The sequence below is a fragment of the Kitasatospora sp. NPDC098663 genome (assembly GCF_044760075.1).
In the GTDB taxonomy this organism is placed as follows: domain Bacteria; phylum Actinomycetota; class Actinomycetes; order Streptomycetales; family Streptomycetaceae; genus Kitasatospora.
The window spans coordinates 21,909-43,958 of record NZ_JBIWAP010000057.1 but is presented as its reverse complement, the minus strand read 5'-3'; the positions used below and the strand labels follow the sequence as shown (position 1 = coordinate 43,958).

The following is a 22,050-nucleotide window of genomic DNA, read 5'->3' as shown; positions in this document are numbered from 1 at the left end:
CTGGGCCATCACCCCCACCACCACATAACGCAGGAGGGGCTGTCCCCAACCGGGACAGCCCCTCCACCAACAAGATCTTCAGGAGCCTTCTAGACGCCGCAGTGGGCGTTGGGGTCGACCTCCTCGCCATCAGCCCGACGATGGGGTCGGTTCGGGTCGTACAACAACTTGACGGGCTCCGGGATCAGCTCAGCCGACATGCCACCTACCGCCCTGTTTGTGAGCATCTGGCACGATTCGATGATGCACGCCGCACGCGGGCGCTGCTGCTCGCCGACATCATGCCGCAGCGAAGGGGAGGAACCGGCGTTGAGGACACGGCCCACACCTGACGACCCGGAAGCATGGAACGCCTATCTAGCCGAGGGCAACGCCAAGCAAGCCCGCAAGCGAGTTGCAGTTGATCTGATCATCCGCGACCAGGTGGGCCGCGTACTGGTGGTCAACCCCACCTACAAACCAGACTGGGACCTGCCGGGCGGCATGGTCGAAGCCAACGAACCCCCCGAGAAAGCCGCCCGGCGAGAGGTGCGCGAAGAACTAGGACTACAGCTCACGCCGGGCCGGCTACTGGTGATTGAGTGGGTTCCGCCTCACGGCCCTTGGGATGATCAGCTTGCCTTCATTCTCGATGGCGGAGAGCTATCCGTAGAGCAGTCGGCCGGACTCAGACCACACGACGATGAGCTAGCTGAACTAGCCATGCTGGCCCCCGGGGACGCCCGCCCACTCCTCCGTCCTCGTTTGCACGCCCGCTTCGACGCCGCGCTCGCGGCGTTGGCCGATGGCCGGGCTCGCTACCTGAGTGATGGACGCCCAATCTTCTGAATGGCCGAGGTCGCCCCGAGCCCCGCCGGCTCCTACCGGCACTCCCGGCACAACTGCCCCAGGGTCTGAACATGCCTGCCGCATAGCCCATCGCGCCCGAGGCACTCGTGCGCATGCGGCCGGACCGGGCCTGAGATGTCAGCGGGCACAGCTGACTGGAATGCCGGTGCGTGCGGGGTCTTCGACAGTCGAGCAGAGAGAATCGCTGCGACGCTCTTCGTGACCTTCTCTGGGAGCGGTGCGGAGAGGATCCTCAGTAGTTCCTCCGATGCCCACCCGCCTGCGAGCAGTCCCTCCGCGCCGGGTCGGCGACCCGGGCAGGGTCGTAGGCCGCGGAGGGCAGGCGGGTGAGCGCGGCCGCAATGCTCTGACAGGTGGTGTTTTCCAGGAAACCGGGGACCCGCACAGCGGCGGTGGTCCCGGCTACGAGGTCGGCGAGGTGACGTTCGGTGAACGCCGACGCCGAGGTGGCAACGAACAGCGGGTCCAGCAGGCTCTGATTGGGCATACTCGTCCTCCATGAGACCGTCATGACGGCCTGTCAGTCCGTTACAGCGTAAGTTACGCTGTCACTTATGGCGAAGCAATCCGTTACCAGTGATCAACTCAACGCGACCACCATCGCCCGCGCCGCCATCGAGATGATCGACGCGGGCGGTCCCGACGCCCTGAACTTTCGAGCCCTCGGCGAGAAGCTGGGCGTCTCCCACACCACCGTCCACCGGCGGTCCGGGGAGTCCGTCGACGGACTCCTCGACATCTGCATGAACCACCTCGCCGGGCAGCTTCCCGAACCCCAGCCTGACGCCGCCTGGTCCGAACTGGCCGAACATTCGTTCACGGCCCTGTACGAACTGCTGTCCGCCCATCCCGGCCTTGTCGCACTGCGCGGGTCCCGGCCTTGGATGGGCAGGCAGCTGCTTGCCCGTCTGACCGAACCCGTCCTGGCCGCCGGCGAGCGCGCCGGGATGACGCCCTCCAACTCCACCGCCGCCTACCGCAGGCTCTACCTGTACACCCTCGGCTGCGCGGCCTTCGTGGACCACGCCAACGCCACGGCCACCCGGCAACGCACCCGCGAAGGGCTGGCGGCGCTGTCGCCCGAGGAGTTCCCTTTCCTCACCGGACACACAGACGCCGTACTCGACGTGGTTACGGACCACGCCGTCTTCCACAGCGGACTACAGCAGTTGATCGCCATGGTCGCCCTCGACCTCATCCCGCTGCGCTGAGCCAGGACCGAGAGAGCGAAGCCGACACCTGAGCGATGAGAAGGGTTGGTTGGAAATCGGCCGTCCATCCCGAGTGGGCGGCCGGTGCCCGTCCCACCCCCATGTCGGTGCTCCTTGGGCCAGCAGAATGGGGGTCCTCGACCTCAGTCAGAAGAGTCGGCGGCAATCCGCCGCAACATGACCTCCACGGGGTTGGCCTTGAACTCCTCGAAGGCCGTCACCAGTTCCACAAGGCGGCCAACCTCGACACTCGACTTCTCCGCCTACGGCTTGGCCGCGCAGCGGTGGGGTCGAAGTTGGAAGGCGACTTCCGGTTCTCCGCCTCGTGCGCCAGCCCCAGTCAGAACCGCACGACTGGTCTACAGGTATCTCCCAACTCTGAATTCATCAAGCCGATTTGCTTCATTCACGATGGATGCAGCACGCCGCCGACCGGACGGAGGCGCCCGTGAGCCAGCGACGCACTACCCGACCCCCCAGATCCGGCTCCCGCCCCCGGGGTCGCCGGGGGCGGGAGTTTCAGGCCCGCCCTGGTTGTCCGCGTGACCATCCAGCGCGGGCCAGGGCGGGGGTTCCGGCCGGCGGAGGTCAGGTCTCCGCCGGCCGGTGATGAAGGGGACGGCCGCTCCCCGCCAGAAGGGGGGTGACTGGCGGGGAGCGGTGTGGCTCGACGAGGGCCCGGCACCAACACGCCCTCGGAGCCGACCGGCAGGGGAGGTCCGCCTGCCGGTACTCACCCGTCCGCGGCCGTCTTTCGCGGACGGGCGTTGAACCCCGTCGCCGCAGAGGATGAGCACTCACGCTGCGACGACGGGAGCCTGTCAGTCCGGCGGGTCCGGTTCCCACCCGCACCACACGCCGGCCGGGGTGACCACCGTCCACTCGCGCCCGCCACCCTGCTCGCGCTGCGACCGGGCGGCCGGCGCGGCCTTCAGCCCCATACGCACTCGGATCGCGGCCAGTTCCTCAGGAATACGTCGAAGGTCGCACTGAGCGGCGGAGATGCCCGCCAAGACGCCCGTTCCGGCGACCAGTTCGACGGTCACGAGAGCGGCCGGCGGTGCGGGTTGCACCCGGATCCGGGAGCGATCTCCCGGGGGTCGCACCGTCGCAGCCGATCGGGCCTGGTCGTCCACTCCTGTCCCCCGCCGATCGGCCTCAGGAAGGCCGCCCCGCAGAGGATCTCCATGAAGACCCCCTCTCGGGGCTTGCCGTCGGCGTCACGGTGCGCCAGGTCCTGCACCACCTCGTTGCGGACGAGGTCGGGCAGCGTGGATTTCGAGTCTTCGAACATGGGGGTGGCTCCGATCCGTAGCGCGATGACTACCCAGGGGAGCCAACTGTCCTCTAACCTCACAGTGCCTTCAACCTTGCAAATTGGAAAGAAAGGCAGCCGCGTGAACATCAGGCCGCTCACCCCGGACAGCTCGCCGCGAGCTTCCTTCGGCGCTCAACTCCGGTCTCAACGCGAAGAGTTGAGCATGAGGCAGGATCAAGTTGCGGATCGCACGGGATATTCGCCAGGACACATCTCGTCCGTTGAAACTGGCAGAAAACCGCCAACTCTGCTTTTCGCGAGGCAAGTTGATCGAATGTTCGATACAGGCACCAAGTTCACAAACCTGTTCCTGGATGTACGGGCAAGCTCGCTGTTGCAGGGATTCGGCCAGTACGTTGCAGAGGAGGCGAAGGCCCTGGAGCTCAGAATGTTTGAGGTCGGGATCATCCCGGGCTTGCTCCAGACCCCCGAGTACGCTGCGGCGCTGACAACGGCGGCGGTCAACCGAGGCAGTATCACCGAGGCCCAGGCGGGCGAACGTCTCCGGGTTCTAGCCGGCCGCCAAAGGCTGCTTGTTCGCCAGCCTGCCCCACAGTTGTACGCAATCCTTGACGAGAGTTGCATCCGCCGCGTGGTCGGAGGCCACCAGGTCATGGTGGATCAACTCGACCGCCTAGTCGAGGTAGCCGCGCTTCCGCACGTGACCTTGCAGATCGCTCCGTTTTCCATGGGCGAGGCGCGCAGTCTGAATCTTCCGGTCTATCTGCCCGTGCTGCCTGATCGATCCGTGGCGGCCTACTCGGAGGCCGCCCAACAGGGGTGGTTCGAGCGCGATCCCGCAGAGGTACAGCCCTTGCTCACGGCCTACCATCATCTACAGGTAGAGGCGCTACCGCAGGCCCCATCCGTGGCGCTGATCAGCAAGGTGCGAGAGGAAATCCAGTGACCGAACCCGCATGGTTCAAGTCCAGCTACAGCGACAACGGCGGCGCTTGCGTAGAGGTGGCCGCCAACGTCCCCGGTGTTGTCCCCGTCCGCGACTCGAAGGACCCCGAGGGCCCGGCCCTCGCCTTCTCCCCCGATGGCTTTGCGTCCTTCGTTGCCGCCGTCCGTACCGGCGAGTTCGGCGACGCCTGACGTCGGCGTGTTGCCCTGAGACCCCGCCACCCCTTTCCAGAGTCGCGGGGTCTCCTGGCTGGCCGCTCCCTGATGCCGTACGCCGAGAGCGACGAGCTTCATCCACGCGGATGATCCACACCACCCTGACCCAGGGCACGCTCTACGGGCGGCGGGCCAGCACGTGGGTGTCGAGGAAGCCCCGCTCGGACGCTGGGTCGTGGAGCAACCGAGCCACTGTGACGAGGCCGGCACCGGCCATACCACTGGGCAACCGAGGGCAACCGAAAACGCGACACGGGAACAGAGTTCCAGCCAGAACGCTCAACCTTTGCCGGATACGCCCTGGAAGACTGATGAAGATGCCGAAAGCGCGCCCGGCTTGCACCAGTTCGACCTGATCCGGCCAATGGCTTCGGGTCAGGTCCGCTTGCGGCTCGCGATCTCGTCAGAGAGCTGCTGCACGTGGGCGGGGTCCGCGTCCCGGGCAAGGGCGACGTAGTGGTCCATGACGGCCGGCCGGTAGCGCACGGGCAACGTCTGCCCTGGGGCGAGTCGGGTGAGCTCGGTGATCGTGAGGCTTTCGTCTGCGATACCGCGGAACGAGATGCCGTCGGCGGTCTCCACGTCGAACATCAGGATCACGCGTGGATTGCCGTTGACCTCCCGCCAGTCGACGAGAACGCCGAGCGCAAGCGCCCCCGTACGCAGTTCCGCATTGCGCTTCCGCGCATCACTGCTCAGGAACGGGTTCGGGGCGACGCCCGGGAAGTCGGGCCCGACACCGAGCGATTCCCGACTCAGGTCGGGCCTGAGCTGCGCCATCAGATCGTTGAGCTTCTTCTTCGAGCCGAACATCCTGACCCTCCCCCACCCCGGTGCCGGAATCTCGGCCTGGCGCTTCGCCTTCGCTGCGATTGTACGTCGCGGCCATTCCCGACCTCCGGCGCGTCGCCCCGTCCCGATGGGGTCACCGTCTGCGGTCGCGGACGGGCTCGGTCGGTGCACCCGCCTGTCGGACGAGCCACGTCCGCACGCCGACAGGAGGACCAAGCCGTGATCGATACTGACCCCGACAGTGCGTCCCGGGCACGACCGTACGGTGCCGCGATCCTGTGCGGAGCGGCGGTCACGCTGATTAACTTCTTCTGGACCGACGGCCACTGAACATCAACGCAGAGAGCTCGACGACCCCGCCGTAGGCCGCCCTGGTCTCATCCTGGTGTTTCAACACGGGCAGGAAACCAAGAGAGGATCTACCGTGACCGCCGAGCCTCAGTGGTTCAAGTCTTCGTACAGCAGCAACGGCGGCGAGTGCGTCGAGGTAACCGGGAACCTGGTCGCAGAGGGCGCCGTTCCCGTCCGTGACTCCAAGGACCCCGAGGGCCCTGCCCTGGTCTTCCCGGCCGACGCCTGGCGGTCCTTCGTCTCCGCCGTCCGTACCGGCGAGTTCGGCGACGTCTGACGTACGCGCGCTGCCCTGAAGGCTCCGCCACCCCCTTTTCCAGAGTGGCGGGGTCCCGCCGTGGACTGGACGGTTCCGGGCGTCAGGAGTGCCCGCGGTCGGCAATACTGGGGTGTCCGGGGGCGATTCGGACAGGGAGGCGCGGTGGGCGGGACGGCCGGATTCGCCGTGGTGGTGTTCGGCGGCCTGGGCGGCGTGGTCGCCTACCTCGCCGGGGTGGTCGGCCTGCGCGACCTGCGGCGGCTGCGCCGGGTCGGCGTCCCGGCCCTCGCCCTGGTGCGCGCCCGTGTCCCCGCCCCGGAGGACCGAGCGCTGCCGCCGCGCCCGCTGCTGCAGTTCGAGACCGAGGACGGCCGGGTGGTGGAGGTCTTCTCGCCCGTCCCGTCCACCCCGCGCCACCCGCTGCCGGACGGCGGCCACGTGCAGGTCCGCTACGACCCGGCCGACCCCCGGCAGGTCCTGGTGGAGGGACGCGAGCGCAGGCCCCTGGAGTACGGCTTCGTGGTGCTCGGGCTGCTGATGGTGCTGGCCGCGATCACGCTGGCGGTCACCGTCCTGTGAGGCTGCCCGGCGGTCGCGCTCCCCTGCGGCCCGCCGGACCCGCCCGGTCGTGGGGCGGGCCCGGCGCCGTTCCCGGCTCAGGTGATGACGGTGGTGGCTGTCGGCGGCGACCAGAAAATGATCAAGATGTGATCAGTTTAATCAGGGGCGATCGGGCCGGTCGCCGCACAGGGCTTCGACCAGCCGCCGGGCCCGGGTTTCCTCCGAGAGGAGCGTCTCCACCAACGGCCCGGTTCCCTGCCTGTCCGTGGCGCCGGAGAGGTAGGCCTCGACCGCCCGCGGGTCGGCCGCGAGCGGCACCCGCCCGGCGGTGAGCGCGGCGTGGGCGCGGGCGTAGTCCAGGCCGAGCCGGGCCAGCCGCACCCCGCCCGCGTGCCGCTCGGCCGGGTCCGCGCCGCCCTCCCCGGCCAACTGCGGATGCCGGCAGGCGACTTCGTGCACGGCGAGAACGGCCAGCAGTACGTGCTCGGTGCCGGGCGCACGGCGGCCGAGGCGCTGCGCCTGCCCGTCGACCTCCAGCCGGACCCAGGCCATCGGCGCGACCGCGATGTTCATCTTGGCGAAGCCGGGCACCAGCAGCCTCTTCCAGCGCGGCAACCGGTACGGCGCGCGGCCGAGCAGCGCGTCCCGGGTGGGGCGCAGCAGCGGGTCGAGGTCGTCCAGGTCGTCGGGGGCGCCCGGGGCGCCGGGACCGTCCGGCGCGTCGGGGCCGGCGGGCGCCGCCAGTCGCATCAGCACCGCTCCCGGCGCGACGCCCGCCGCGTGCAGCAGTTCGGCGGCCCGGGCGTGCGGATCGGCGAGCAGGGCGCGCAACAGGTGTTCGGCGCTGAACTTCCGCTCGCCGTCCTGCCGGGCCTGCTCCATGGCGCCGGTCAGGGCGCGGGCGGCGGCGCCGCTGAGCAGCAGGCCGCGCTCCCCGGTCGGGCCGAGCACGTCGCGGGCCGGCACGCTCGCACCGGCCCCGTCGTCCGAGCCCCAGCGTGCCGTGTCGATCCCGCCCTGGCGGTCACGCAGGACGGCGAGCAGGGCGGTCGCGGTCGCCCCGGCGGCCGACAGGGCCTCGCCGGCCGGGCCCTTCGCCCCGGCGACGGCGGCCAGCAGGTGTTCCGTCCCGAGGCGGCCGTCGCTCCCGCCGCGCGCGCCCCGGGCCGCGCCCAGGACGCCGAGCGTGCGCCAGTCCGGTTCCAGCGTCGTCTCCATCCGGCCCCTCCCACCACGATGCTTTGCCCGAACTATATGCCTGCTTTGCTCGTGCTTTACACGTGACCACGCGTCAAGGAAACGTCAGAACCAGCCGGTTCGAGGCGACGGCGGTTCAGGACAGGAGCTACGGCGCGGAGGCCGGGTCGGCGGCGCTCACCGGGACGTCCGGGTGCCGGAACCAGGACCCCTGCACCGCCCGCTGCACCAGCATCAGCACCGCGCCGAGCAGCAGCGCGCCCAGCCCGATCACCGTCACCCCGCCGACCGGGCCGATGCCCGGCAGGTCGATCGAGGTGGCACCGTAGTCCGGGTCGGCGTACACGTCGAAGGCGCCGTAGGCGAAGAAGTACAGCAGCATCAGGCCGCCGGCCAGCGGGAGCACGCCCTTGAAGACGAAGTCCCGGACGCTGCGGGTGAGGACCCGGCGGTAGTACCAGACGCAGGCGAAGCCGGTCAGGCCGTAGTAGAAGGCGATGCCGAGGCCGACCGAGGCGATCGAGTCGGCCAGCACGTTGCCGCTGATCGCGGTGAGCAGGACGTAGAAGGCGATCGACGCCAGGCCCATGGCGACCGTCGACCAGGTCGGGGTGCGGTGGCGCGGGTGCACCCGGGCGAAGCCGGTCGGGATGGCCCGGTGGGTGGCCATCGAGAAGGTGGTTCGGGCAGTGGGCAGGATCGTCGTCTGGGTGGAGGCGGCGGCCGAGGTCAGCACCATCAGGATCAGCAGCCGGCTGAGCACCGCGCCGATCCCGCTGGTGCCGAACACCGCGTCACCGAGGCCGGACAGCACGTCCCCCGAGTGGGCCGGGTTGCCGAGCCCGATGCCGTCCGCGCCGACCCCGGCGAAGGACTGCGCCGAGGTGGCGACCAGGACGTAGATGACGAGCAGCAGCACGGTGGAGATGACCGCCGCGCGGCCGGGGGTGCGGGCGGAGTCGGCGGTCTCCTCGTTGACGGACACGGCGGTGTCCCAGCCCCAGTAGATGAAGACCGCGGCCAGCATGCCGGCGGTGAACGCCGAGGTCGAGGGCACGTTGAACGGGTTGAACCAGGACGCGTCGACGGGGATGGCGGTCGGGGGCGCGGCGGAGCCGTACGCCTTGACGAGCGCGGTGAGCGAGAAGGCGACCAGCATCACCACCTCGACGGCCAGCAGCCGGCGTTGCAGGGTGGCGGACAGCTCGATGCCGATGTAGCAGATCCCGGTCATCAGGACGATCCACACCACTCCGGCGGTGGTCGTCCACACCCGGCTGTCCGCGAGCGAGTCCAGGCCGACCAGCCGGAAGCCGTACACCCCGGCGATCTGCGCCAGGTTGGCCATCACGATGACGTCGGCGACGACGATGCCCCAGCCGCCCATCCAGCCGGTGCGCGGGCCGAACGCCCGGGCGGCCCAGGTGAAGGTGGTGCCGCAGTCCGGGTCGGCGGCGTTGAGCTCCTTGTAGGCGTAGGCGATCAGCAGCATCGGGATGAACGCCAGGACGGTGACGATCGGCGCCTGGAGGCCGACGCCGACCACGACGATGCCGAGGGTCGCGGCGAGGCTGTAGGCGGGCGCGGTGGAGGCGAGGCCGATGCACACCGAGGACAGCAGGCCCAGGGCGCCGGTCTTCAGGCCCTTCTCGCCCGCCCCGGAACCCGTCGGACGGTCATGGGGACCGCCGGTCGGGGGGCTAGTCGGGGACGCCGGCACTGGCCCACCCCCTTGAGTGCGCAGCGGGGGCCGCGAGGACGGATCTGGTCGTCTCAGCGTAACGCCGCCCCCGGCGGGCGGCCCGGGGGCGATCAGGGGCGGCGGCGAGCGGGCGGCCCGGCGGCAGGGCTGCCGGACTGCCGGACTGGACGGACGACGCGCGGCGCGGGCCGTGGTGCGGTCGCGGCGGTGCCCGCCTGGCTCGACGGGCCCGCTGTCCGAACGGCGACCGCTCCGCCGCCACGGCGCCGCGCGCCTCCTACCTGTTTTCCACCGGTTGCCGAGGGTTCCGGAGTACCGGCCGGAGCCCTGGTCTCGGCGTGGTCCGCCCGCCGGACCGAAGGCCGGTGAGGGACCGTCTGTGGGGTTTCACCCGAGTTGTTCGAACCGCAGCCGCGCCACCCGGACCGTCCGGCGCGGCAGGGTGGTGGGCAGGGCCACCAGCAGGGCGGTGGCGGTGAACATCGCGAAGTGCGAGCCCTCCGGCCAGGGCCCGGCCCAGCCCAGTTCGCCGTGCCGGTGCTCGGCGAAGGCGTTGCAGCACAGCCAGGCGGCCAGTCCGATCAGCGGCGCCGCCCGGGGCCGGGAGAATGCGCCGAGGATCGCGCACAGGCCGAGGTAGGCGACGTAGGCGAGCCGGCCGGAGTGCAGTTCGCCGAGCCCGCCGAGGCCCATCGCCAGGACGCCGCCGGCGAGCAGGGCCACCGTGCCCGAGGTCGGGGCGGAGAACCGTTCGAGGACCGGGCGGTAGCGCCGTCCGCCCGGCCGGGCCGCGTACATACGCACGCGCTACCCCTTCGCGGCGACGGGTTCGGGCGCCGCGACCGGCAGGTGCCACCGGGTGCGCCGGTGCAGCGCCTCCAGCTCGTGCAGCAGCTCGGGCACCGGGACGGTCAGCACCGGGCAGCCCGCCCCGCGCGCGCAGTACGCCGTGACGGAGCGCCGCAGCCGGCGGCGCAGCAGGCCGCCGCTCTGGCCGAGGACCAGCAGGTCCTCCGGCCGGTCTGCGGCCTGGACGAGGGCGGGCCCGGTCTCGCCCCGGATCACCAGCGGGCGCAGCGGCACGCCCGGGTCGGCGCCGCCGAACGCCGCGTCGAGGGCGTCCCGCAGCCGCTGTTCGGCCGTCTCCCGCACCGCGGCGAGCAGCGGCGGGCACGGTGAGCGGCGGTAGCCGAGTTCGCCGCCGGGCGGCTCCCAGGCGAGTACCGGGACGAGTTCGGCGCCACGGCTGCGGGCTTCCGCCACGCCGCGGTGCAGGGCGGCGAGGCTGCCGAGCGATCCGCTGACCCCGACCACCACCCTGCCGGTGCCGCTGCCCTGGTGCCGCCCGTTGCCGTGCATGGTCCGTCCTCGCGTCGTCGTTCCGGTACCCGGTGTGTCGCCGGGCATGTCGCCCAGCGGGGCGCCCGGTGTGTCACCTGGCGTGTCGTCCTCCACCCAACCGCCGCCCCGGCCGCCCGCCGCCCGTCCTTGACGCCTTCCTGACGCCCCGGGCCGCCTTCCCAACGCACTCCATACGCGAACGGCCCGCTGCCCGCCGACCGCCGACCGCCGCCCGCCGCCCGGCCACCGGCCGGCTAAGCCGGGTGCGGGGCACAGGCGAGGTCGAGGGTGTAGGCGGTGCCGCCGGCGGGGGACGGCTCGACGGTGAGCTCGCCGTTCATCGCCTCGACGAAGCCCCGCGCCACGGTGAGGCCGGTGCCGTCGGCGGCCGGGCCGGGGGCCCGCACCCGGAGGTGGATCCGCCCGGCCACCGCGCCCGCGTCCACCAGGGCGGGCCCGGCGGCCCCCGCCAGGACGTCCGCGAGGGCGCGTTCCAGCAGGCCGGCGTCGGCGAGCACGGGCGGCAGGCCGTCCGGGAGCGCGAGGCGCACGTCGCGCCGCTCACCGCTCTGCTCGGCGGGCAGGGCGGCCAGCGCGGCGGCGAGCACCGGGGCCAGGGCGGTCGGCCGCAGCAGCACCGGTTGCTCGCCGGCCCGCATCCGGTCGAGGTCCAGCAGGTCGGCGACCAGGCCTTCCATCCGCCGTACCTCGGCGGCGATCCGCCGCCCCGGCGGCCCCGGCAGGTCGGCGGCCTCGCGGCGCAGCGCGGCGAGCGGGGCCCGCAGGTCCTGTCCGACGGCCTCCAGCAGCGCGGTGTGCAGGGCGTCGGTGTGGGCGAGGGTCTCGGCGGCGGCGGCCTGGGCGGCCAGCCGTTCGCGTTCCCGGGCCAGTCGCAGCTGGGTGACGTAGGGGCCGAGCAGTCGGGTGTCCTGCTCGGTGAGCGCCGGTCCGCGCAGGGCCAGGACGGCGTCCGGGCCGAGGTCGACGGCGAGCGAGGCCTCTTCGGGCCGCTGCGGGAGGGCGGTGCCGGAGGCGGCGGCGGGGCGCCAGAGCTGGCCGGTGCGGACCAGGACGGCGGCGCCCTCCAGGCCGAACACCTGGCGCAGGTCGGCGACCAGGTCGGGCACTGCGCGGGCGCCGGATTCGACCGCCGCCCCTGCCAGCCGGGCCAGCACCGCCGCTTCGGCGCGGGCCCGGTCGGCCTGCTGGGAGCGGCGGGTGAGGCCGTCGATGAGGTGGGCGATGATCCCGGCGACGGCGAGGAAGAGCAGCAGCGCGGCGAGGTCGGCGCCGCGGGTGACGGCGAGGCTGTGCCAGGGCGCGGTGAAGAAGTAGTCGGCGGCGAGCGCCCCGGCGGCGGTGCTGGCCGCGGCGGGCAGCAGGCCGCCGAGCCGGGCGGTGGCGGCGACGGCCAGCAGCAGGCAGAGCAGGGCGCCGGGGAGGGCGAGCGAGTCGCGCAGCGGGGAGAGCGCCCAGGCCAGGGCGGCCGTCGCGGCCGGGCCGGTCAGCCAGGCCAGGCGCCGGCGGCGCGGCGGGACGGCGGCCGGGCGGCGGCGCCGGGGTGCGGGCAGGACGGCCAGCAGGCCGGGCTGGGGCGGGGGGACGACCCGGACGTCGATCGGGCCGGCCAGCCGGATGACGCGGTTGATCACCGAGCCGGAGACCAGTTCGCGCAGGCGGCTGCGGCTGGTCGGGCCGAGCAGGATCTGGGTGGCGCTCTCCGCGTGGGCGAAGTCCACCAGGGTGCGGGCGGTGTCGTTGCCGTCGACCTCGATGTAGCCGCCGTGGAGTTCGTGCAGCAGGGCGCGCTGGCCGGCGAGGGCGGGCGGCTCGTGGACGGTGGCGCCGTCGTCGGGCCGGACGTGCACGCCGATCAGGTCGCCGTGCACCCGGGTGGCGGTGCGGGCGCCGCGGCGGATCAGGTGCTCGCCCTGCGGGGCCCCGTCGAGGGCGACGACGATGCGTTCCTTGGTCTCCCAGGGCGCCCGGATGCCGTGCCGGGCGCGGTAGTCGGCGAGTTCCTCCTCGACCCGGTCGGCCAGCCAGAGCAGGGCGAGTTCGCGCAGGGCGCCGAGGTTGCCGGCCCGGAAGTAGTGGTCGAGGGCGACGTCGATCCGGTCCGGCGGGTAGATCGCGCCCTGGGCCATCCGGGTGCGCAGGGCCTGCGGGCTGAGGTCGACGAGTTCGATCCGGTCGGCGGCGCGGACCACCTCGTCGGGGATCCGCTCGCGCTGGGCGACGCCGGTGATCTGCTCGACGACGTCGTTGAGGCTCTCCAGGTGCTGGATGTTGACGGTGGTGGCCACGTCGACGCCGGCGTCGAGGAGTTCCCGGACGTCCTGCCAGCGTTTGGGGTGGCGGCCGCCGGGGGCGTTGGTGTGGGCGAGTTCGTCGACGAGCGCGAGCTGCGGGCGGCGGGCGAGCAGGGCGTCGACGTCGAGTTCGGTGAGGGTGGTGCCGCGGTGGCCGACGGTGCGGCGGGGCAGTACGGGCAGGTCCCCGAGCTGGCGCTCGGTGCCCCGGCGGCCGTAGGTCTCGACCAGTCCGACGACGACGTCGAGGGCTTCGTCGTCGCGCAGCCGGCGGCCCTCGGCGAGCATGGCGCACGTCTTGCCGACCCCCGGCGCAGCCCCCAGGAACACCCGCAGTCGTCCGCTCACCGCCGTACCGCCACCTCCTCGGTGTCCATGCTCCGTCGGGGCGCCGGGGTGCGCGAGGGGACGGACGCTCCGGCGGGTGGCGGGGTGTACGAGGGGACCGTCACAAGATCAGCATGGTGCTATCGTCATTAGCACCATGTTGCTGAAGCTGGACACCGGCGACGCCCGCCCCCTGCACGAGCAGGTGGCGGGTGCGATCAGGCGGGCCGTCGCCGAGGGCGAGTGCGCCCCCGGGGACAGGCTGCCGCCGGCCCGGGAGCTCTCCCGGGCGCTGGGGGTGAACACCAACACCGTCCTGCGCGGGCTGCGCACGCTGCGCGACGAGGGCGTGCTGGAGTTCCGCCGGGGCCGTGGCGTCACGGTCACCGAAGGCGCCGAAACGCGCTCCGAACTCGCCGAACGGGTACGGCAGTTGGTCGCCGATGCGGCCCGGGCCGGCTACAGCAGGAACGATCTCGTGGACATGATCAGGGAGATGTCGTGACGGACGGGAAGCTCATAGCGAAGGAGCGCCGGGAGCCCGGGGCGGGGCGCGGCGCGCTCTGGGGCGCGGTGGCCTGGTCGGCGGGCGTCCTGGCCCTGCTGATCGCGCTGCCGTGGGCCGCGCGCCACCGGCTGCCGGACCCGCTCGCCACCCACTGGAGCGGGCGGGACCCTGACGGCTCCATGTCGCTGACGGCCGCCGCGCTGTTCCCGGCGGGGGTCTGGCTGGTGCTGGTGCTGGCCGCCGCGGCCGCGCGCCGGTTCCGGGTCGGGACGGCGGGCGGCGCCACCGGGGCGGCGCTGGCGGCCGTCGGGGTGCTCCTGACGGGGGCGCAGACCTCCATCGTGCACGCCAACCTGGACCGCGCGCGCTGGCAGGAGGCCGCGCCGATGGGCTTCGAGGTGGTCGTCCCGGTCGTGGCGGCGGGCCTGGCCGGCGTGCTGACCTGGCTGGCCGTCCGCCCGCGCGTCGACGCTCCCACCGGGGCGCGCCCGGCGGCCCGGATCCCGGCGCCGGCGACCGCGCCGGGCGAGCAGCTGGTCTGGCTCTCCCAGGCCGCCAACCCGTGGCTGCAACTGGGCGCCTGTGTCCTCGCCCTGGGCGCGCTGGTCGGCGTGCTGGCCCCGGCCAGCGGGCTGATGGGGTTCAGCTGGGCGACGGTCGTGCCGTTCGTCACCACCTCCCCCATCGTCCTGTGCTCGGCCTCGGTCAAGGTCCGGGTGACCGCGCGGGGCCTGTCCGTCGGCTTCGGCCCGTTCGGCTGGCCCAGCCGGCGCTGGTCCCCCGCCGACCTCGACTCGGCCCGCGCCGAACTGCGCACCCCCGCCCAGGCCGGCGGCTGGGGCTACCGCGTCAACGGCCTCGGCACCACCGTGATGGTGCGCCGCGGCGTCTGCCTGGTGGTCCGCACCCGGCGCGGGCGCGAGTTCGCCGTGAGCGTCGACGACGCCGAGCGCGGCGCGGCCCTGCTCAACTCCCTCATCGCCAGGTCCGCCAGCCCCACCGGCTGACCCCCGTCACGCCGCTGGGGTCCGTCTTCAAACCGCCCGTTCAGGTGGTGTGGACAGGGGCCGCACCGTGGGTACACCAGCTGACAGCTGCTCACAGTGCAGAGGGCAAGGAGGCGTCCGTGACCCACGAACGGCGGACGACGGAAGACCCGGAGCGCGACGCGGTCGACGCCCGGGGAGGCACCAACCAGGACGAACGGACCATCACCTTCCTCCGACTCGGCGTCGGACTGATCGGCATCCTGCTGCCGCTCGCACTACCCCTGGGGAACTGGCTGTTCGCCGAACTCAGGGGCCAGAGCACCTCGGGATTCTGGCCGGCCTCGATGAGCGGCTCGTACTACACCAGCACCCGGAACCTCTTCGTGGGCGGCCTGTGCGCGCTCGGGGTGTTCCTGATCTGCTACCGCTCCGACCGCCGTGACGACCGCTGGAGCACCGCCGCCGGCGTGTTCGCGCTCGGGGTCGCCCTGTGCCCGACCGCGCCGCAGGGCGCCACCGCGTTCCAGAGCGCGGTCGGCCTGCTGCACTACGCCTTCGCCGGACTGCTGCTCTTCGTGCTGGCGATGTTCTGCGTCTACTCCTTCCGCAACCCGCGCTCCGCCCAGCCGTCCTGGGTCAGCCGGGCCTACCTGGCGGCCGGGGTGCTGATCCTGGTGCTCCTGGCGCTCGCCGTCATCGCCGGGGTGGCCGGCATCGGCACGGACTGGGCCATCCACCCGCTGTACCTGTGCGAGTGGTTCTCGACCTGGGCCTTCGGTGCCGCCTGGACCGGCGCCGCGCTCGAACTCGCCGCCGCCGGTCGATCGTACGGGCACCATCCGCTCCTCCCGGGGCAGAGCGGCTCCCCCGCCACCGGCAGCCCGGCGGCCCAGCCCTAGGATGCGCTCTTAAGGGGGCCTTAACCCCAAGAGATGGTCATCTTGTCGTCCCGGAACACCGTTACCATGCGCACCAAGGCCCGCCACCAGGGCGGCCGGTGACGGAACCCCAGCAACGGGAGGACGAGTATGTCGAACGAGGTCCGGGCAGGGCGCGGTCCGCAGGAGGAGTACCCGTCGGTGGATCTGCGGATGGACGTACCGCACTCGGCGCGGGTCTACGACTACCTCATCGGCGGCAAGACCAACTTCGAGGCGGACCGCGTCGCCGCGCACGCCTCGGTGCAGGCCTGGCCGTCGCTGCCGATCTCCATGCGCACCACCCGCGACTTCATGCAGCGCGCCGTCCGCCACCTCACCGAGGAGCACGGCGTCCGGCAGTTCCTGGACATCGGCACCGGCATCCCCACCTCGCCCAACGTCCACGAGATCGCCCAGTCGATCACCCCGGACGCGCGGGTCGCCTACGTCGACAACGACCCGATCGTGCTCACCCACGCGCGGGCCCTGATGTCCAGCACGTCGCAGGGCCGCACCTGTTACGTGGACGCGGACTTCCGCGACCCGGAGTCGATCATCCAGAACCCCCGGCTGCGCGAGGTCCTCGACTTCTCCCAGCCGGTGGCGCTGTCACTGATCGCCATCGTCCACTTCGTGCTCGACGAGGACGACCCGCAGGGCATCGTGCGCCGCTTCATGGACGCCCTGGCACCGGGCAGCTTCCTCGCCCTGACCGTGTTCACCGGGGACACCGACCCGGTGGGCGTCGGCGGCGTCGGCCGGGAGTACAACGCTCGCGGCATCCCGCTGCAGATCCGCGACCAGAAGGAGACCGCGACCTTCTTCGACGGCTACGACCTCCTCGACCCCGGCGTCGCCCTGGTCCACCACTGGCGCCCGGACGCCGGGGCCGCGCCGATCCGCGACCAGGACATCGCGATGTACGCGGGCGTGGCGATCAAGCGCTGAGCCCGCCGACGTCAGCCGGGGACGGCGACCAGGCCCGCCTCGTAGGCCAGGATGACGAGGTGGACCCGGTCGCGGGCGTCGAGCTTGGCGAGCAGCCTGGTCATGTAGGTCTTCACGGTGGCGATGCTGAGGACCAGTTCGGCGGCGATCTCGGTGTTGGACAGGCCCCGGCCGACCAGGGTGAGGATCTCCCGCTCCCGGTCGGTGATCGCGCCCAGCCGCCGGGCGGCCGGTGCGGCGGCCGGTGACGGCGCGGGGGCCGGAGCCGGTGCCGCCACCGGGCCCGGGGCCGGCCGCTGGTCCGCGAAGGCCGAGATCAGCCGGCGGGTGACGCTCGGTGCGATCAGGGCGTCCCCGGCGGCCACCACCCGGACGGCGGCGAGGATGTCGTCCAGCGCCATGTCCTTGACCAGGAAGCCGGACGCCCCGGCGCGCAGCGCCGCGTACACGTGGTCGTCGTCGTCGAAGGTGGTGAGCACGACGACCCTGGTCGGCCCACCGCCGCCGGTGATCAGGCGGGTGGCCTCGATACCGTCCATACCGGGCATCCGCAGGTCCATCACGACGACGTCGGGCAGCAGTTCGCCGGCCAGCCGGACGGCCTCGGCGCCGGTGCCGGCCTCGCCGACCACCTCGACGTCGGCGGTCTCGGTGATGACCATCTCCAGCGCGGCCCGGACCAGCGGCTGGTCGTCGACCAGCAGGACGCGGGTCATGCGGTCACCTCCCCGGGGATCGGCAGTCGGACGGCGACCCGGAAGCCGCCCTCGGGGCGCGGCCCGGCCTCGAACTCGCCGTCCAGCAGGCCGACCCGCTCGCGCAGCCCGGCCAGGCCGAAGCCGGTGCCCCGACCGACTCCCGCGCCCCGACCCCGGTCGGTGATCTCCACGGCCACCTCGCCCGCCGTGCGGCGGTCGACCAGGACCTCGCAGGAGCGGGTGTCCGCGTGCCGCACCACGTTGGTGACGGACTCCTGGATGACGCGGAACGCCGAGAGGTCGATCTCCGGTGGCAGCGGGCCCTGTTCGCCCCGCCGCCGGACCTCGACCCGGACGCCGGCGGCGGTGGTCGCGGCGGCCAGCCGGTCGAGGTTCGCCAGACCTTGAGGGGTGGTCGCCGACGTCTCGCCGTCGGCCTGGCGCAGTGCGACGAGCATCCGGCGCAGCCCGGCCAGGGTGTCCCGGCCGGCGTTCTCGATCTCGGCCAGTGCCTGCTTGGCCCGTTCGGGGCGGGTGTCGACGACCCGGCGGGCGGCGCCGGCCTGGAGGGCGACGATGCCGATGGTGTGGGCGACGGTGTCGTGCATCTCGCGGGCGATCCGCAGCCGTTCGGCGGTGACGGCCTCGGTGGCCGCCCGGGCGCTCGACGCCCGGGCGTGCTCGCGGTTCTGCCGCATCGAGCGGCCGATCAGCCAGGCGACCAGGGCGAGCAGCGCGGCGCCGTCGGCGGAGCCGATGTGGGTACCGGTGAAGATGCCGACGGTGTTGCCGTGCACCAGGCCGATGTGCAGCACGAGCAGGCTCATCACCAGCGCGAACGCGGCCCGCGAGCTGCGGCGCGGCCGGGTGGCGGTGATCAGGCAGAGCGCGACGTCCACGGCCAGCAGGGAGGCCGGCGGCACCTGGGTGTCGGCGGCCCAGCCGTCGGTCTCCGTGAAGGCGGCGACGAACAGCAGGGCGACCGCGAGCACCGGAAGGCGGCGCACCAGCGCGGCGCCGGCGAAGGCCACCACCGTGTCGGCCAGGGTGAAGGCCAGGCCGCCGTGGGCGGCGGCCCCGCCGTGGTACCGGGCGTTGCCGCCGAGCAGGACCGCGGGGTAGGCGGCGGCCACGCACCAGGCGAGCCCGACCCAGACCTCGGGCGAAATGCGCCGGAACAGGGGCGGAGGCGGCGTCGCAAGCATACGAAGATCGTATCGACGGCCTGAATCGCCGTCATCGGACCGTGGTTGTACGACCGGGGGTGACGGCCGGGGCCCGCGGTGTCAGCGCCGGTCCGATGCGGCGGCCCGGCCCCGCCCGGCACCGTGGAGCCCATGATCGAAGTCACCGAGCTGACCAAGCGCTACGGCCGCACCACGGCTGTCGAACGCCTCACCTTCACCGTCCGGCCCGGCCATGTGACCGGCTTCCTGGGCCCCAACGGCGCGGGCAAGTCCACCACCCTGCGGCTGATCCTCGGCCTCGACGACCCGACCGGCGGCACCGCCACCGTCGACGGCCGCCCGTTCCGGGCGCGGCCACGCGGCCTGCGCGACGTCGGCGCCCTGCTCGACGCGGGCGACGTCCACGGCGGGCGCACCGGCGCGGCCCACCTGCGGGCGCTGGCCCGCGCCAACGCGATCCCGGCCGCGCGGGTCGAGGAGGTGCTGCACGAAGTCGGGCTCACCAAGGCCGCCGGGCGCCGGATCGGCGGCTACTCGCTGGGCATGAAGCAGCGGCTCGGCATCGCCGGCGCGCTGCTCGGCGACCCGCCCGTCCTCCTCTTCGACGAGCCGCTCAACGGCCTCGACCCCGAGGGCGTGCTGTGGGTGCGGGGCCTGTTCCGCCGCCTCGCGGCCGAAGGGCGGACGGTCTTCGTCTCCAGCCACATGATGGCCGAGATGGAGCACACCGCCGACCGGCTGGTGGTGATCGGCCAAGGCCGGCTGATCGCCGACGAGAGCCTGGCGGAGTTCTCCGCCCGGGCCGGCCGCACCGGCGTCACCGTCCGGGCGGCCGAACCCGACCGGCTGGCGGCCGTGTTGACCGCGGCGGGCGCCACCGTCCGCCCCGGCCCGGACGGCGCGCTCGCCGTGACCGGCCTGGACGCCACCCGGATCGGCGAACTCGCCCTGGAGCAGCGCCTGTTGCTGCACGCCCTGACCACCTGTGCCGGCTCCCTGGAGTCGGCGTTCATGGAACTGACCGCCGACAGCGTCGACTACCCGGCCGGAGAGCCCCGATGAGCACCGCGACCACCACCCCCCAGTCCCGTCCCCGGCCCCTCCCCCGGCCGCGCGCCCGCTTCGGCGACCTGCTCGCCGCCGAGTGGATCAAGTTCTGGTCCCTGCGTTCGACCGTCTGGGTGCTGGGCCTGAGCGCCCTGTTCGTCATCGCCGCCAACCTCAAGGCGGCCCGGTACACCTCCGACCACTACACCGTCGGCGACGGCGATCCGGCGACCATGCTGCAGGCCGCGCTCGGCACCTCCTTCACCATGATCGCCGCCGACGTCGTGATGATCGTCGCGGGCAGCCTCGGCGCGCTCGTCCTGGTCGGCGAGTACGCGAGCGGGCTGATCCGCACCACGCTGGTGGCCGTCCCGGACCGCCGGGCCGTGATCGCCGCCAAGGCCTGCGTACTGACCGCGGTCATGCTCGGCTACGGCGCCGTCACCGCGGGCGTCTCCTTCGGCGCCTGCCAGGCGGTCCTCGCCGACACCCACATCGGCGTCTCCGTCACCGACCCGGCCGCACCGCGCTTCGTCGCGGCCGCCGTCCTGTTCGCCCCGGTCTGCGCCCTCGCCGGATTCGCCCTCGGCGCGCTGATCCGGCACACCGCCGGAGCCGTGGTGGGCACCGTCCTGGTGCTGTTCTTCCTGCCGGCGTTCTTCAACGAGCGCTACCGCTGGTCCGCCGACCTCCTGCACGCCATGCCGCTCCAGGCCTGGCGCCGGCTGGCCCAGGTCGACCTGACCCACTCGCTGCCCTCGGCGCACCCGGCCACCGTCGCCGGCTCCTGGGCCACGTTCGCGCTCTGGGCGCTCGCCTCGGTGGTGGTCGCCGTGGCCGTCGTCCAGCGCCGCGACCACTGACCAGCCGTCCGGCGGCGGCGCCGGGAGCGGTGCTCACCCGTCGCGGCGGCCCGCCGCCAGGTCCGCCAGCGCCACCAGCAGCGCCGCCAGGACCAGGCCCGCCGCGACCGTCACGCCCAGTTGGAAGGCCAGCGCCCAATCCGGGCGCGGGCCCTGGGCGTGGGCGAAGAAGACCGAGCCGACGATGGCGATGCCGACCGCCGAGCCGACCCGCTGGGCGGTCTGCATGACGCCTCCGGCGCTGCCCGCCCGGGCGATCGGCACCTGCTGGAGGGTCAGGGTCTGGTTCGGGGCGATCACCAGCCCGCTGCCCACCCCGGCGACCAGCAGCGGCGCCACCGTCGCCCAGCCGATCGCCCACCCCGTCCACAGCTGCACCGCCAGGGCCGAGGCCAGCAGGCCGGCCAGCACCAGCACCAGGCCGAGCAGCACCAGCCGGCGGCCGAGCCGGTGCACCAGCCGTCCGCCGATCGCCGCCGACACGCCCGAGCCCAGTGCGAACGGCGTGATCGCCAGGCCCGCCGTCAGCGCCGAGTAGTGCAGGCCGGCTTGGAGGTAGAGCGTGAAGATGAAAAAGATCGCGGTGAACCCGGCGAAGTACACCAGCGACAGCGCCACCCCCGCCGCGTACGGGCGCACCGCGAACAGCGCCATGCTCACCAGCGGCTCCCGGCCCCGCGCGTAGTACCGCTCCCAGCCCACGAAGGCCCCCAGCAGCACCGCCGCCAGCGGCAGCAGCAGCCAGCGCGTCGAGCCGTGCCACTGCTGCGCCTGGACGAACGGCAGCAGCAGCGCGACCGTCCCGGCACCGAGCAGCAGCACCCCGACCGGGTCGAAGTCCCGGTGCCCGGCCCGCGTGGCCGCCGGCGGGGGCGGCGGGAGCAGCCGGTAGGCGATGGGCAGGGCCGCGACGCCGATCGGCAGGTTGACCAGGAACACCCAGCGCCAGCCGTTCTGCGGGCCGAACAGGTGGATCAGCAGGCCGCCCAGCAGCGGGCCGACGGCGGTGGACAGACCGATGGTGGCGCCGAGCGCGCCGAAGGCCCGACCGCGTTCGGCGCCCTGGAACAGGACCTGGATGAAGCCGGAGACCTGCGGCACCAGCACCCCGCCGGCCGCGCCCTGGAACAGCCGGGCCAGCACCAGCCACTCCTGGTTCTGCGCCGCCCCGGCCAGCGCGCTGGCCGCGGTGAACAGGGCGAGCCCGGTGAGGAAGACGGCCCGGCGGCTGCGGGCGTCACCGAGCCGCCCGGACGGGACCAGCACCAGGCCGAAGGCGAGCGCGTAGCCGCTGAGCACCCACTGCAGGCCGCTGTCGGACATGTGCAGCCCGGCCCGCACGGTCGGCAGGGCGACGTTGACGATGCTGACGTCCAGCAGCGTCATGAACCCGGCGACCAGGCAGACCGTCAGCGCCCGCCAGCGCCGCGCCTCGGCCCGCCGACCGGCGGCGGCGGCGCCGGGCTGCTGTTCCGGGGTGCTGCACGGGGGTTGGGCCGTCATGGGGGCACCTTCCGGGCGTCCGGCGGTCGTCTGGCTTCGCGTCCG

General features: G+C 72.9%; 24 protein-coding genes and 2 pseudogenes. 13 read left to right on the top strand and 13 right to left on the bottom strand.

The features are described 5' to 3' along the window. Positions 1-219: 219 nt before the first annotated feature. Positions 220-828: an NUDIX domain-containing protein gene (locus tag ACIQVZ_RS37575; RefSeq protein WP_402456447.1), complete on the top strand. Its 609-nt coding sequence runs from the start codon at positions 220-222 to the stop codon at positions 826-828. 253 nt (positions 829-1,081) lie between these two features. On the opposite strand, the gene ACIQVZ_RS37570 is transcribed toward ACIQVZ_RS37575, so the two are convergent. Next, a complete protein-coding gene (locus tag ACIQVZ_RS37570; protein WP_402456445.1) occupies positions 1,082-1,336 on the bottom strand; it encodes a hypothetical protein in 255 nt (84 codons plus the stop codon). A 67-nt stretch (positions 1,337-1,403) separates the two neighbouring features. Here ACIQVZ_RS37570 and ACIQVZ_RS37565 point away from each other — a divergent pair, with 67 nt between their 5' ends. Then, positions 1,404-2,060, top strand: a complete 657-nt coding sequence (locus tag ACIQVZ_RS37565; protein WP_402456443.1) for a TetR/AcrR family transcriptional regulator — start codon at positions 1,404-1,406, stop codon at positions 2,058-2,060. A gap of 821 nt (positions 2,061-2,881) precedes the next feature. Here ACIQVZ_RS37565 and ACIQVZ_RS37560 read toward each other — a convergent pair. Both ACIQVZ_RS37560 and ACIQVZ_RS37555 read right to left on the bottom strand, forming a co-directional pair. Continuing rightward, positions 2,882-3,106, bottom strand: a complete 225-nt coding sequence (locus ACIQVZ_RS37560) for a hypothetical protein (RefSeq protein ID WP_402456441.1) — start codon at positions 3,104-3,106, stop codon at positions 2,882-2,884. Then, entirely contained in the window at positions 3,103-3,354 is a 252-nt protein-coding gene (locus tag ACIQVZ_RS37555) for a hypothetical protein (protein ID WP_402456450.1), read from the bottom strand. Before ACIQVZ_RS37555 ends, ACIQVZ_RS37560 begins: the two co-directional genes overlap by 4 nt. On the opposite strand from ACIQVZ_RS37555, the pseudogene ACIQVZ_RS37550 reads away from it, so the two are divergent. From ACIQVZ_RS37550 to ACIQVZ_RS37540, 3 genes and pseudogenes are all read left to right on the top strand, one after another. Further along, positions 3,248-3,652 (top strand): annotated as a pseudogene (locus ACIQVZ_RS37550) (helix-turn-helix domain-containing protein); the annotation flags it as partial. The gene ACIQVZ_RS37555 and the pseudogene ACIQVZ_RS37550 sit on opposite strands and share 107 nt — an antisense overlap. Further along, positions 3,653-4,285, top strand: a complete 633-nt coding sequence (locus ACIQVZ_RS37545; protein ID WP_402456449.1) for a DUF5753 domain-containing protein — start codon at positions 3,653-3,655, stop codon at positions 4,283-4,285. Beyond that, the gene (locus ACIQVZ_RS37540; RefSeq protein WP_402456439.1) at positions 4,282-4,476 is read left to right on the top strand and encodes a DUF397 domain-containing protein; all 195 of its coding nucleotides are present in this window, start codon (positions 4,282-4,284) and stop codon (positions 4,474-4,476) included. Before ACIQVZ_RS37545 ends, ACIQVZ_RS37540 begins: the two co-directional genes overlap by 4 nt. A 142-nt stretch (positions 4,477-4,618) precedes the next feature. On the opposite strand, the pseudogene ACIQVZ_RS37535 reads toward ACIQVZ_RS37540, so the two are convergent. Beyond that, positions 4,619-4,717, bottom strand: a pseudogene (locus tag ACIQVZ_RS37535) (SAM-dependent methyltransferase); the annotation flags it as partial. A gap of 158 nt (positions 4,718-4,875) precedes the next feature. Further along, on the bottom strand, positions 4,876-5,313 hold the full coding sequence (locus ACIQVZ_RS37530; protein ID WP_402456437.1) for a hypothetical protein: 438 nt from the start codon (positions 5,311-5,313) through the stop codon (positions 4,876-4,878). A gap of 403 nt (positions 5,314-5,716) precedes the next feature. Here ACIQVZ_RS37530 and ACIQVZ_RS37525 point away from each other — a divergent pair, with 403 nt between their 5' ends. Beyond that, positions 5,717-5,920: a DUF397 domain-containing protein gene (locus tag ACIQVZ_RS37525; protein ID WP_402456435.1), complete on the top strand. Its 204-nt coding sequence runs from the start codon at positions 5,717-5,719 to the stop codon at positions 5,918-5,920. Between the two features lie 144 nt (positions 5,921-6,064). Continuing rightward, positions 6,065-6,481: a DUF3592 domain-containing protein gene (locus ACIQVZ_RS37520; RefSeq protein WP_402456433.1), complete on the top strand. Its 417-nt coding sequence runs from the start codon at positions 6,065-6,067 to the stop codon at positions 6,479-6,481. Between the two features lie 141 nt (positions 6,482-6,622). Here the strand turns inward: ACIQVZ_RS37520 and ACIQVZ_RS37515 are convergent, their stop codons facing one another. The 5 genes from ACIQVZ_RS37515 to ACIQVZ_RS37495 all read right to left on the bottom strand — a co-directional run bounded on the left by ACIQVZ_RS37515 (position 6,623) and on the right by ACIQVZ_RS37495 (position 13,363). Next, positions 6,623-7,681 (bottom strand): Clp protease N-terminal domain-containing protein, encoded by a 1,059-nt coding sequence (locus tag ACIQVZ_RS37515; protein ID WP_402456432.1) that lies wholly within the window; start codon positions 7,679-7,681, stop codon positions 6,623-6,625. A gap of 127 nt (positions 7,682-7,808) precedes the next feature. Beyond that, entirely contained in the window at positions 7,809-9,380 is a 1,572-nt protein-coding gene (locus ACIQVZ_RS37510; RefSeq protein WP_402456431.1) for an APC family permease, read from the bottom strand. A gap of 369 nt (positions 9,381-9,749) precedes the next feature. Continuing rightward, the gene (locus ACIQVZ_RS37505; RefSeq protein ID WP_350887145.1) at positions 9,750-10,166 is read right to left on the bottom strand and encodes a hypothetical protein; all 417 of its coding nucleotides are present in this window, start codon (positions 10,164-10,166) and stop codon (positions 9,750-9,752) included. 3 nt (positions 10,167-10,169) lie between these two features. Next, positions 10,170-10,721 carry a universal stress protein gene (locus tag ACIQVZ_RS37500; RefSeq protein WP_402456429.1) on the bottom strand — a complete coding sequence of 184 codons (552 nt, stop codon included), beginning with the start codon at positions 10,719-10,721 and terminating at the stop codon, positions 10,170-10,172. A 236-nt stretch (positions 10,722-10,957) separates the two neighbouring features. After that, on the bottom strand, positions 10,958-13,363 hold the full coding sequence (locus ACIQVZ_RS37495) for a DUF4118 domain-containing protein (RefSeq protein ID WP_402456427.1): 2,406 nt from the start codon (positions 13,361-13,363) through the stop codon (positions 10,958-10,960). Between the two features lie 136 nt (positions 13,364-13,499). Between ACIQVZ_RS37495 and ACIQVZ_RS37490 the strand changes: the two genes are divergently transcribed. From ACIQVZ_RS37490 to ACIQVZ_RS37475, 4 genes are all read left to right on the top strand, one after another. Further along, positions 13,500-13,847 (top strand): GntR family transcriptional regulator, encoded by a 348-nt coding sequence (locus ACIQVZ_RS37490; RefSeq protein WP_402456426.1) that lies wholly within the window; start codon positions 13,500-13,502, stop codon positions 13,845-13,847. Further along, a complete protein-coding gene (locus ACIQVZ_RS37485; protein WP_402456424.1) occupies positions 13,844-14,857 on the top strand; it encodes a DUF1648 domain-containing protein in 1,014 nt (337 codons plus the stop codon). The genes ACIQVZ_RS37490 and ACIQVZ_RS37485 overlap by 4 nt, the downstream gene beginning before the upstream one ends. A gap of 119 nt (positions 14,858-14,976) precedes the next feature. Then, a complete protein-coding gene (locus tag ACIQVZ_RS37480; protein WP_402456422.1) occupies positions 14,977-15,738 on the top strand; it encodes a hypothetical protein in 762 nt (253 codons plus the stop codon). A 129-nt stretch (positions 15,739-15,867) separates the two neighbouring features. Continuing rightward, positions 15,868-16,707 (top strand): SAM-dependent methyltransferase, encoded by an 840-nt coding sequence (locus ACIQVZ_RS37475; RefSeq protein WP_402456420.1) that lies wholly within the window; start codon positions 15,868-15,870, stop codon positions 16,705-16,707. A gap of 11 nt (positions 16,708-16,718) precedes the next feature. On the opposite strand, the gene ACIQVZ_RS37470 is transcribed toward ACIQVZ_RS37475, so the two are convergent. Then, on the bottom strand, positions 16,719-17,423 hold the full coding sequence (locus ACIQVZ_RS37470; RefSeq protein ID WP_402456419.1) for a response regulator: 705 nt from the start codon (positions 17,421-17,423) through the stop codon (positions 16,719-16,721). Beyond that, positions 17,420-18,610, bottom strand: a complete 1,191-nt coding sequence (locus tag ACIQVZ_RS37465) for a sensor histidine kinase (RefSeq protein ID WP_402456417.1) — start codon at positions 18,608-18,610, stop codon at positions 17,420-17,422. The genes ACIQVZ_RS37470 and ACIQVZ_RS37465 overlap by 4 nt, the downstream gene beginning before the upstream one ends. 132 nt (positions 18,611-18,742) lie before the next feature. Between ACIQVZ_RS37465 and ACIQVZ_RS37460 the strand changes: the two genes are divergently transcribed. Together ACIQVZ_RS37460 and ACIQVZ_RS37455 are read left to right on the top strand one after the other, a co-directional pair. Beyond that, a complete protein-coding gene (locus tag ACIQVZ_RS37460) occupies positions 18,743-19,654 on the top strand; it encodes an ABC transporter ATP-binding protein (RefSeq protein WP_402456416.1) in 912 nt (303 codons plus the stop codon). Beyond that, on the top strand, positions 19,651-20,502 hold the full coding sequence (locus tag ACIQVZ_RS37455; protein ID WP_350887115.1) for an ABC transporter permease: 852 nt from the start codon (positions 19,651-19,653) through the stop codon (positions 20,500-20,502). The genes ACIQVZ_RS37460 and ACIQVZ_RS37455 overlap by 4 nt, the downstream gene beginning before the upstream one ends. A 33-nt stretch (positions 20,503-20,535) precedes the next feature. Here the strand turns inward: ACIQVZ_RS37455 and ACIQVZ_RS37450 are convergent, their stop codons facing one another. Then, positions 20,536-22,005, bottom strand: coding sequence for an MFS transporter (locus ACIQVZ_RS37450; protein ID WP_350887112.1), 1,470 nt, complete (start codon positions 22,003-22,005; stop codon positions 20,536-20,538). Between the last annotated feature and the right edge of the window lie 45 nt (positions 22,006-22,050).

Coding starts and splice junctions, on each gene's coding strand:
- ACIQVZ_RS37570 (WP_402456445.1), bottom strand. CDS start 1,336: ATGCCCAATCAGAGCCTGCTGGACCCGCTGTTCGTTGCCACCTCGGCG.
- ACIQVZ_RS37565 (WP_402456443.1), top strand. CDS start 1,404: ATGGCGAAGCAATCCGTTACCAGTGATCAACTCAACGCGACCACCATC.
- ACIQVZ_RS37555 (WP_402456450.1), bottom strand. CDS start 3,354: ATGTTCGAAGACTCGAAATCCACGCTGCCCGACCTCGTCCGCAACGAG.
- ACIQVZ_RS37545 (WP_402456449.1), top strand. CDS start 3,653: ATGTTCGATACAGGCACCAAGTTCACAAACCTGTTCCTGGATGTACGG.
- ACIQVZ_RS37530 (WP_402456437.1), bottom strand. CDS start 5,313: ATGTTCGGCTCGAAGAAGAAGCTCAACGATCTGATGGCGCAGCTCAGG.
- ACIQVZ_RS37515 (WP_402456432.1), bottom strand. CDS start 7,681: ATGGAGACGACGCTGGAACCGGACTGGCGCACGCTCGGCGTCCTGGGC.
- ACIQVZ_RS37500 (WP_402456429.1), bottom strand. CDS start 10,721: ATGCACGGCAACGGGCGGCACCAGGGCAGCGGCACCGGCAGGGTGGTG.
- ACIQVZ_RS37490 (WP_402456426.1), top strand. CDS start 13,500: ATGTTGCTGAAGCTGGACACCGGCGACGCCCGCCCCCTGCACGAGCAG.
- ACIQVZ_RS37475 (WP_402456420.1), top strand. CDS start 15,868: ATGTCGAACGAGGTCCGGGCAGGGCGCGGTCCGCAGGAGGAGTACCCG.
- ACIQVZ_RS37470 (WP_402456419.1), bottom strand. CDS start 17,423: ATGACCCGCGTCCTGCTGGTCGACGACCAGCCGCTGGTCCGGGCCGCG.
- ACIQVZ_RS37465 (WP_402456417.1), bottom strand. CDS start 18,610: ATGCTTGCGACGCCGCCTCCGCCCCTGTTCCGGCGCATTTCGCCCGAG.
- ACIQVZ_RS37460 (WP_402456416.1), top strand. CDS start 18,743: ATGATCGAAGTCACCGAGCTGACCAAGCGCTACGGCCGCACCACGGCT.
- ACIQVZ_RS37455 (WP_350887115.1), top strand. CDS start 19,651: ATGAGCACCGCGACCACCACCCCCCAGTCCCGTCCCCGGCCCCTCCCC.
- ACIQVZ_RS37450 (WP_350887112.1), bottom strand. CDS start 22,005: ATGACGGCCCAACCCCCGTGCAGCACCCCGGAACAGCAGCCCGGCGCC.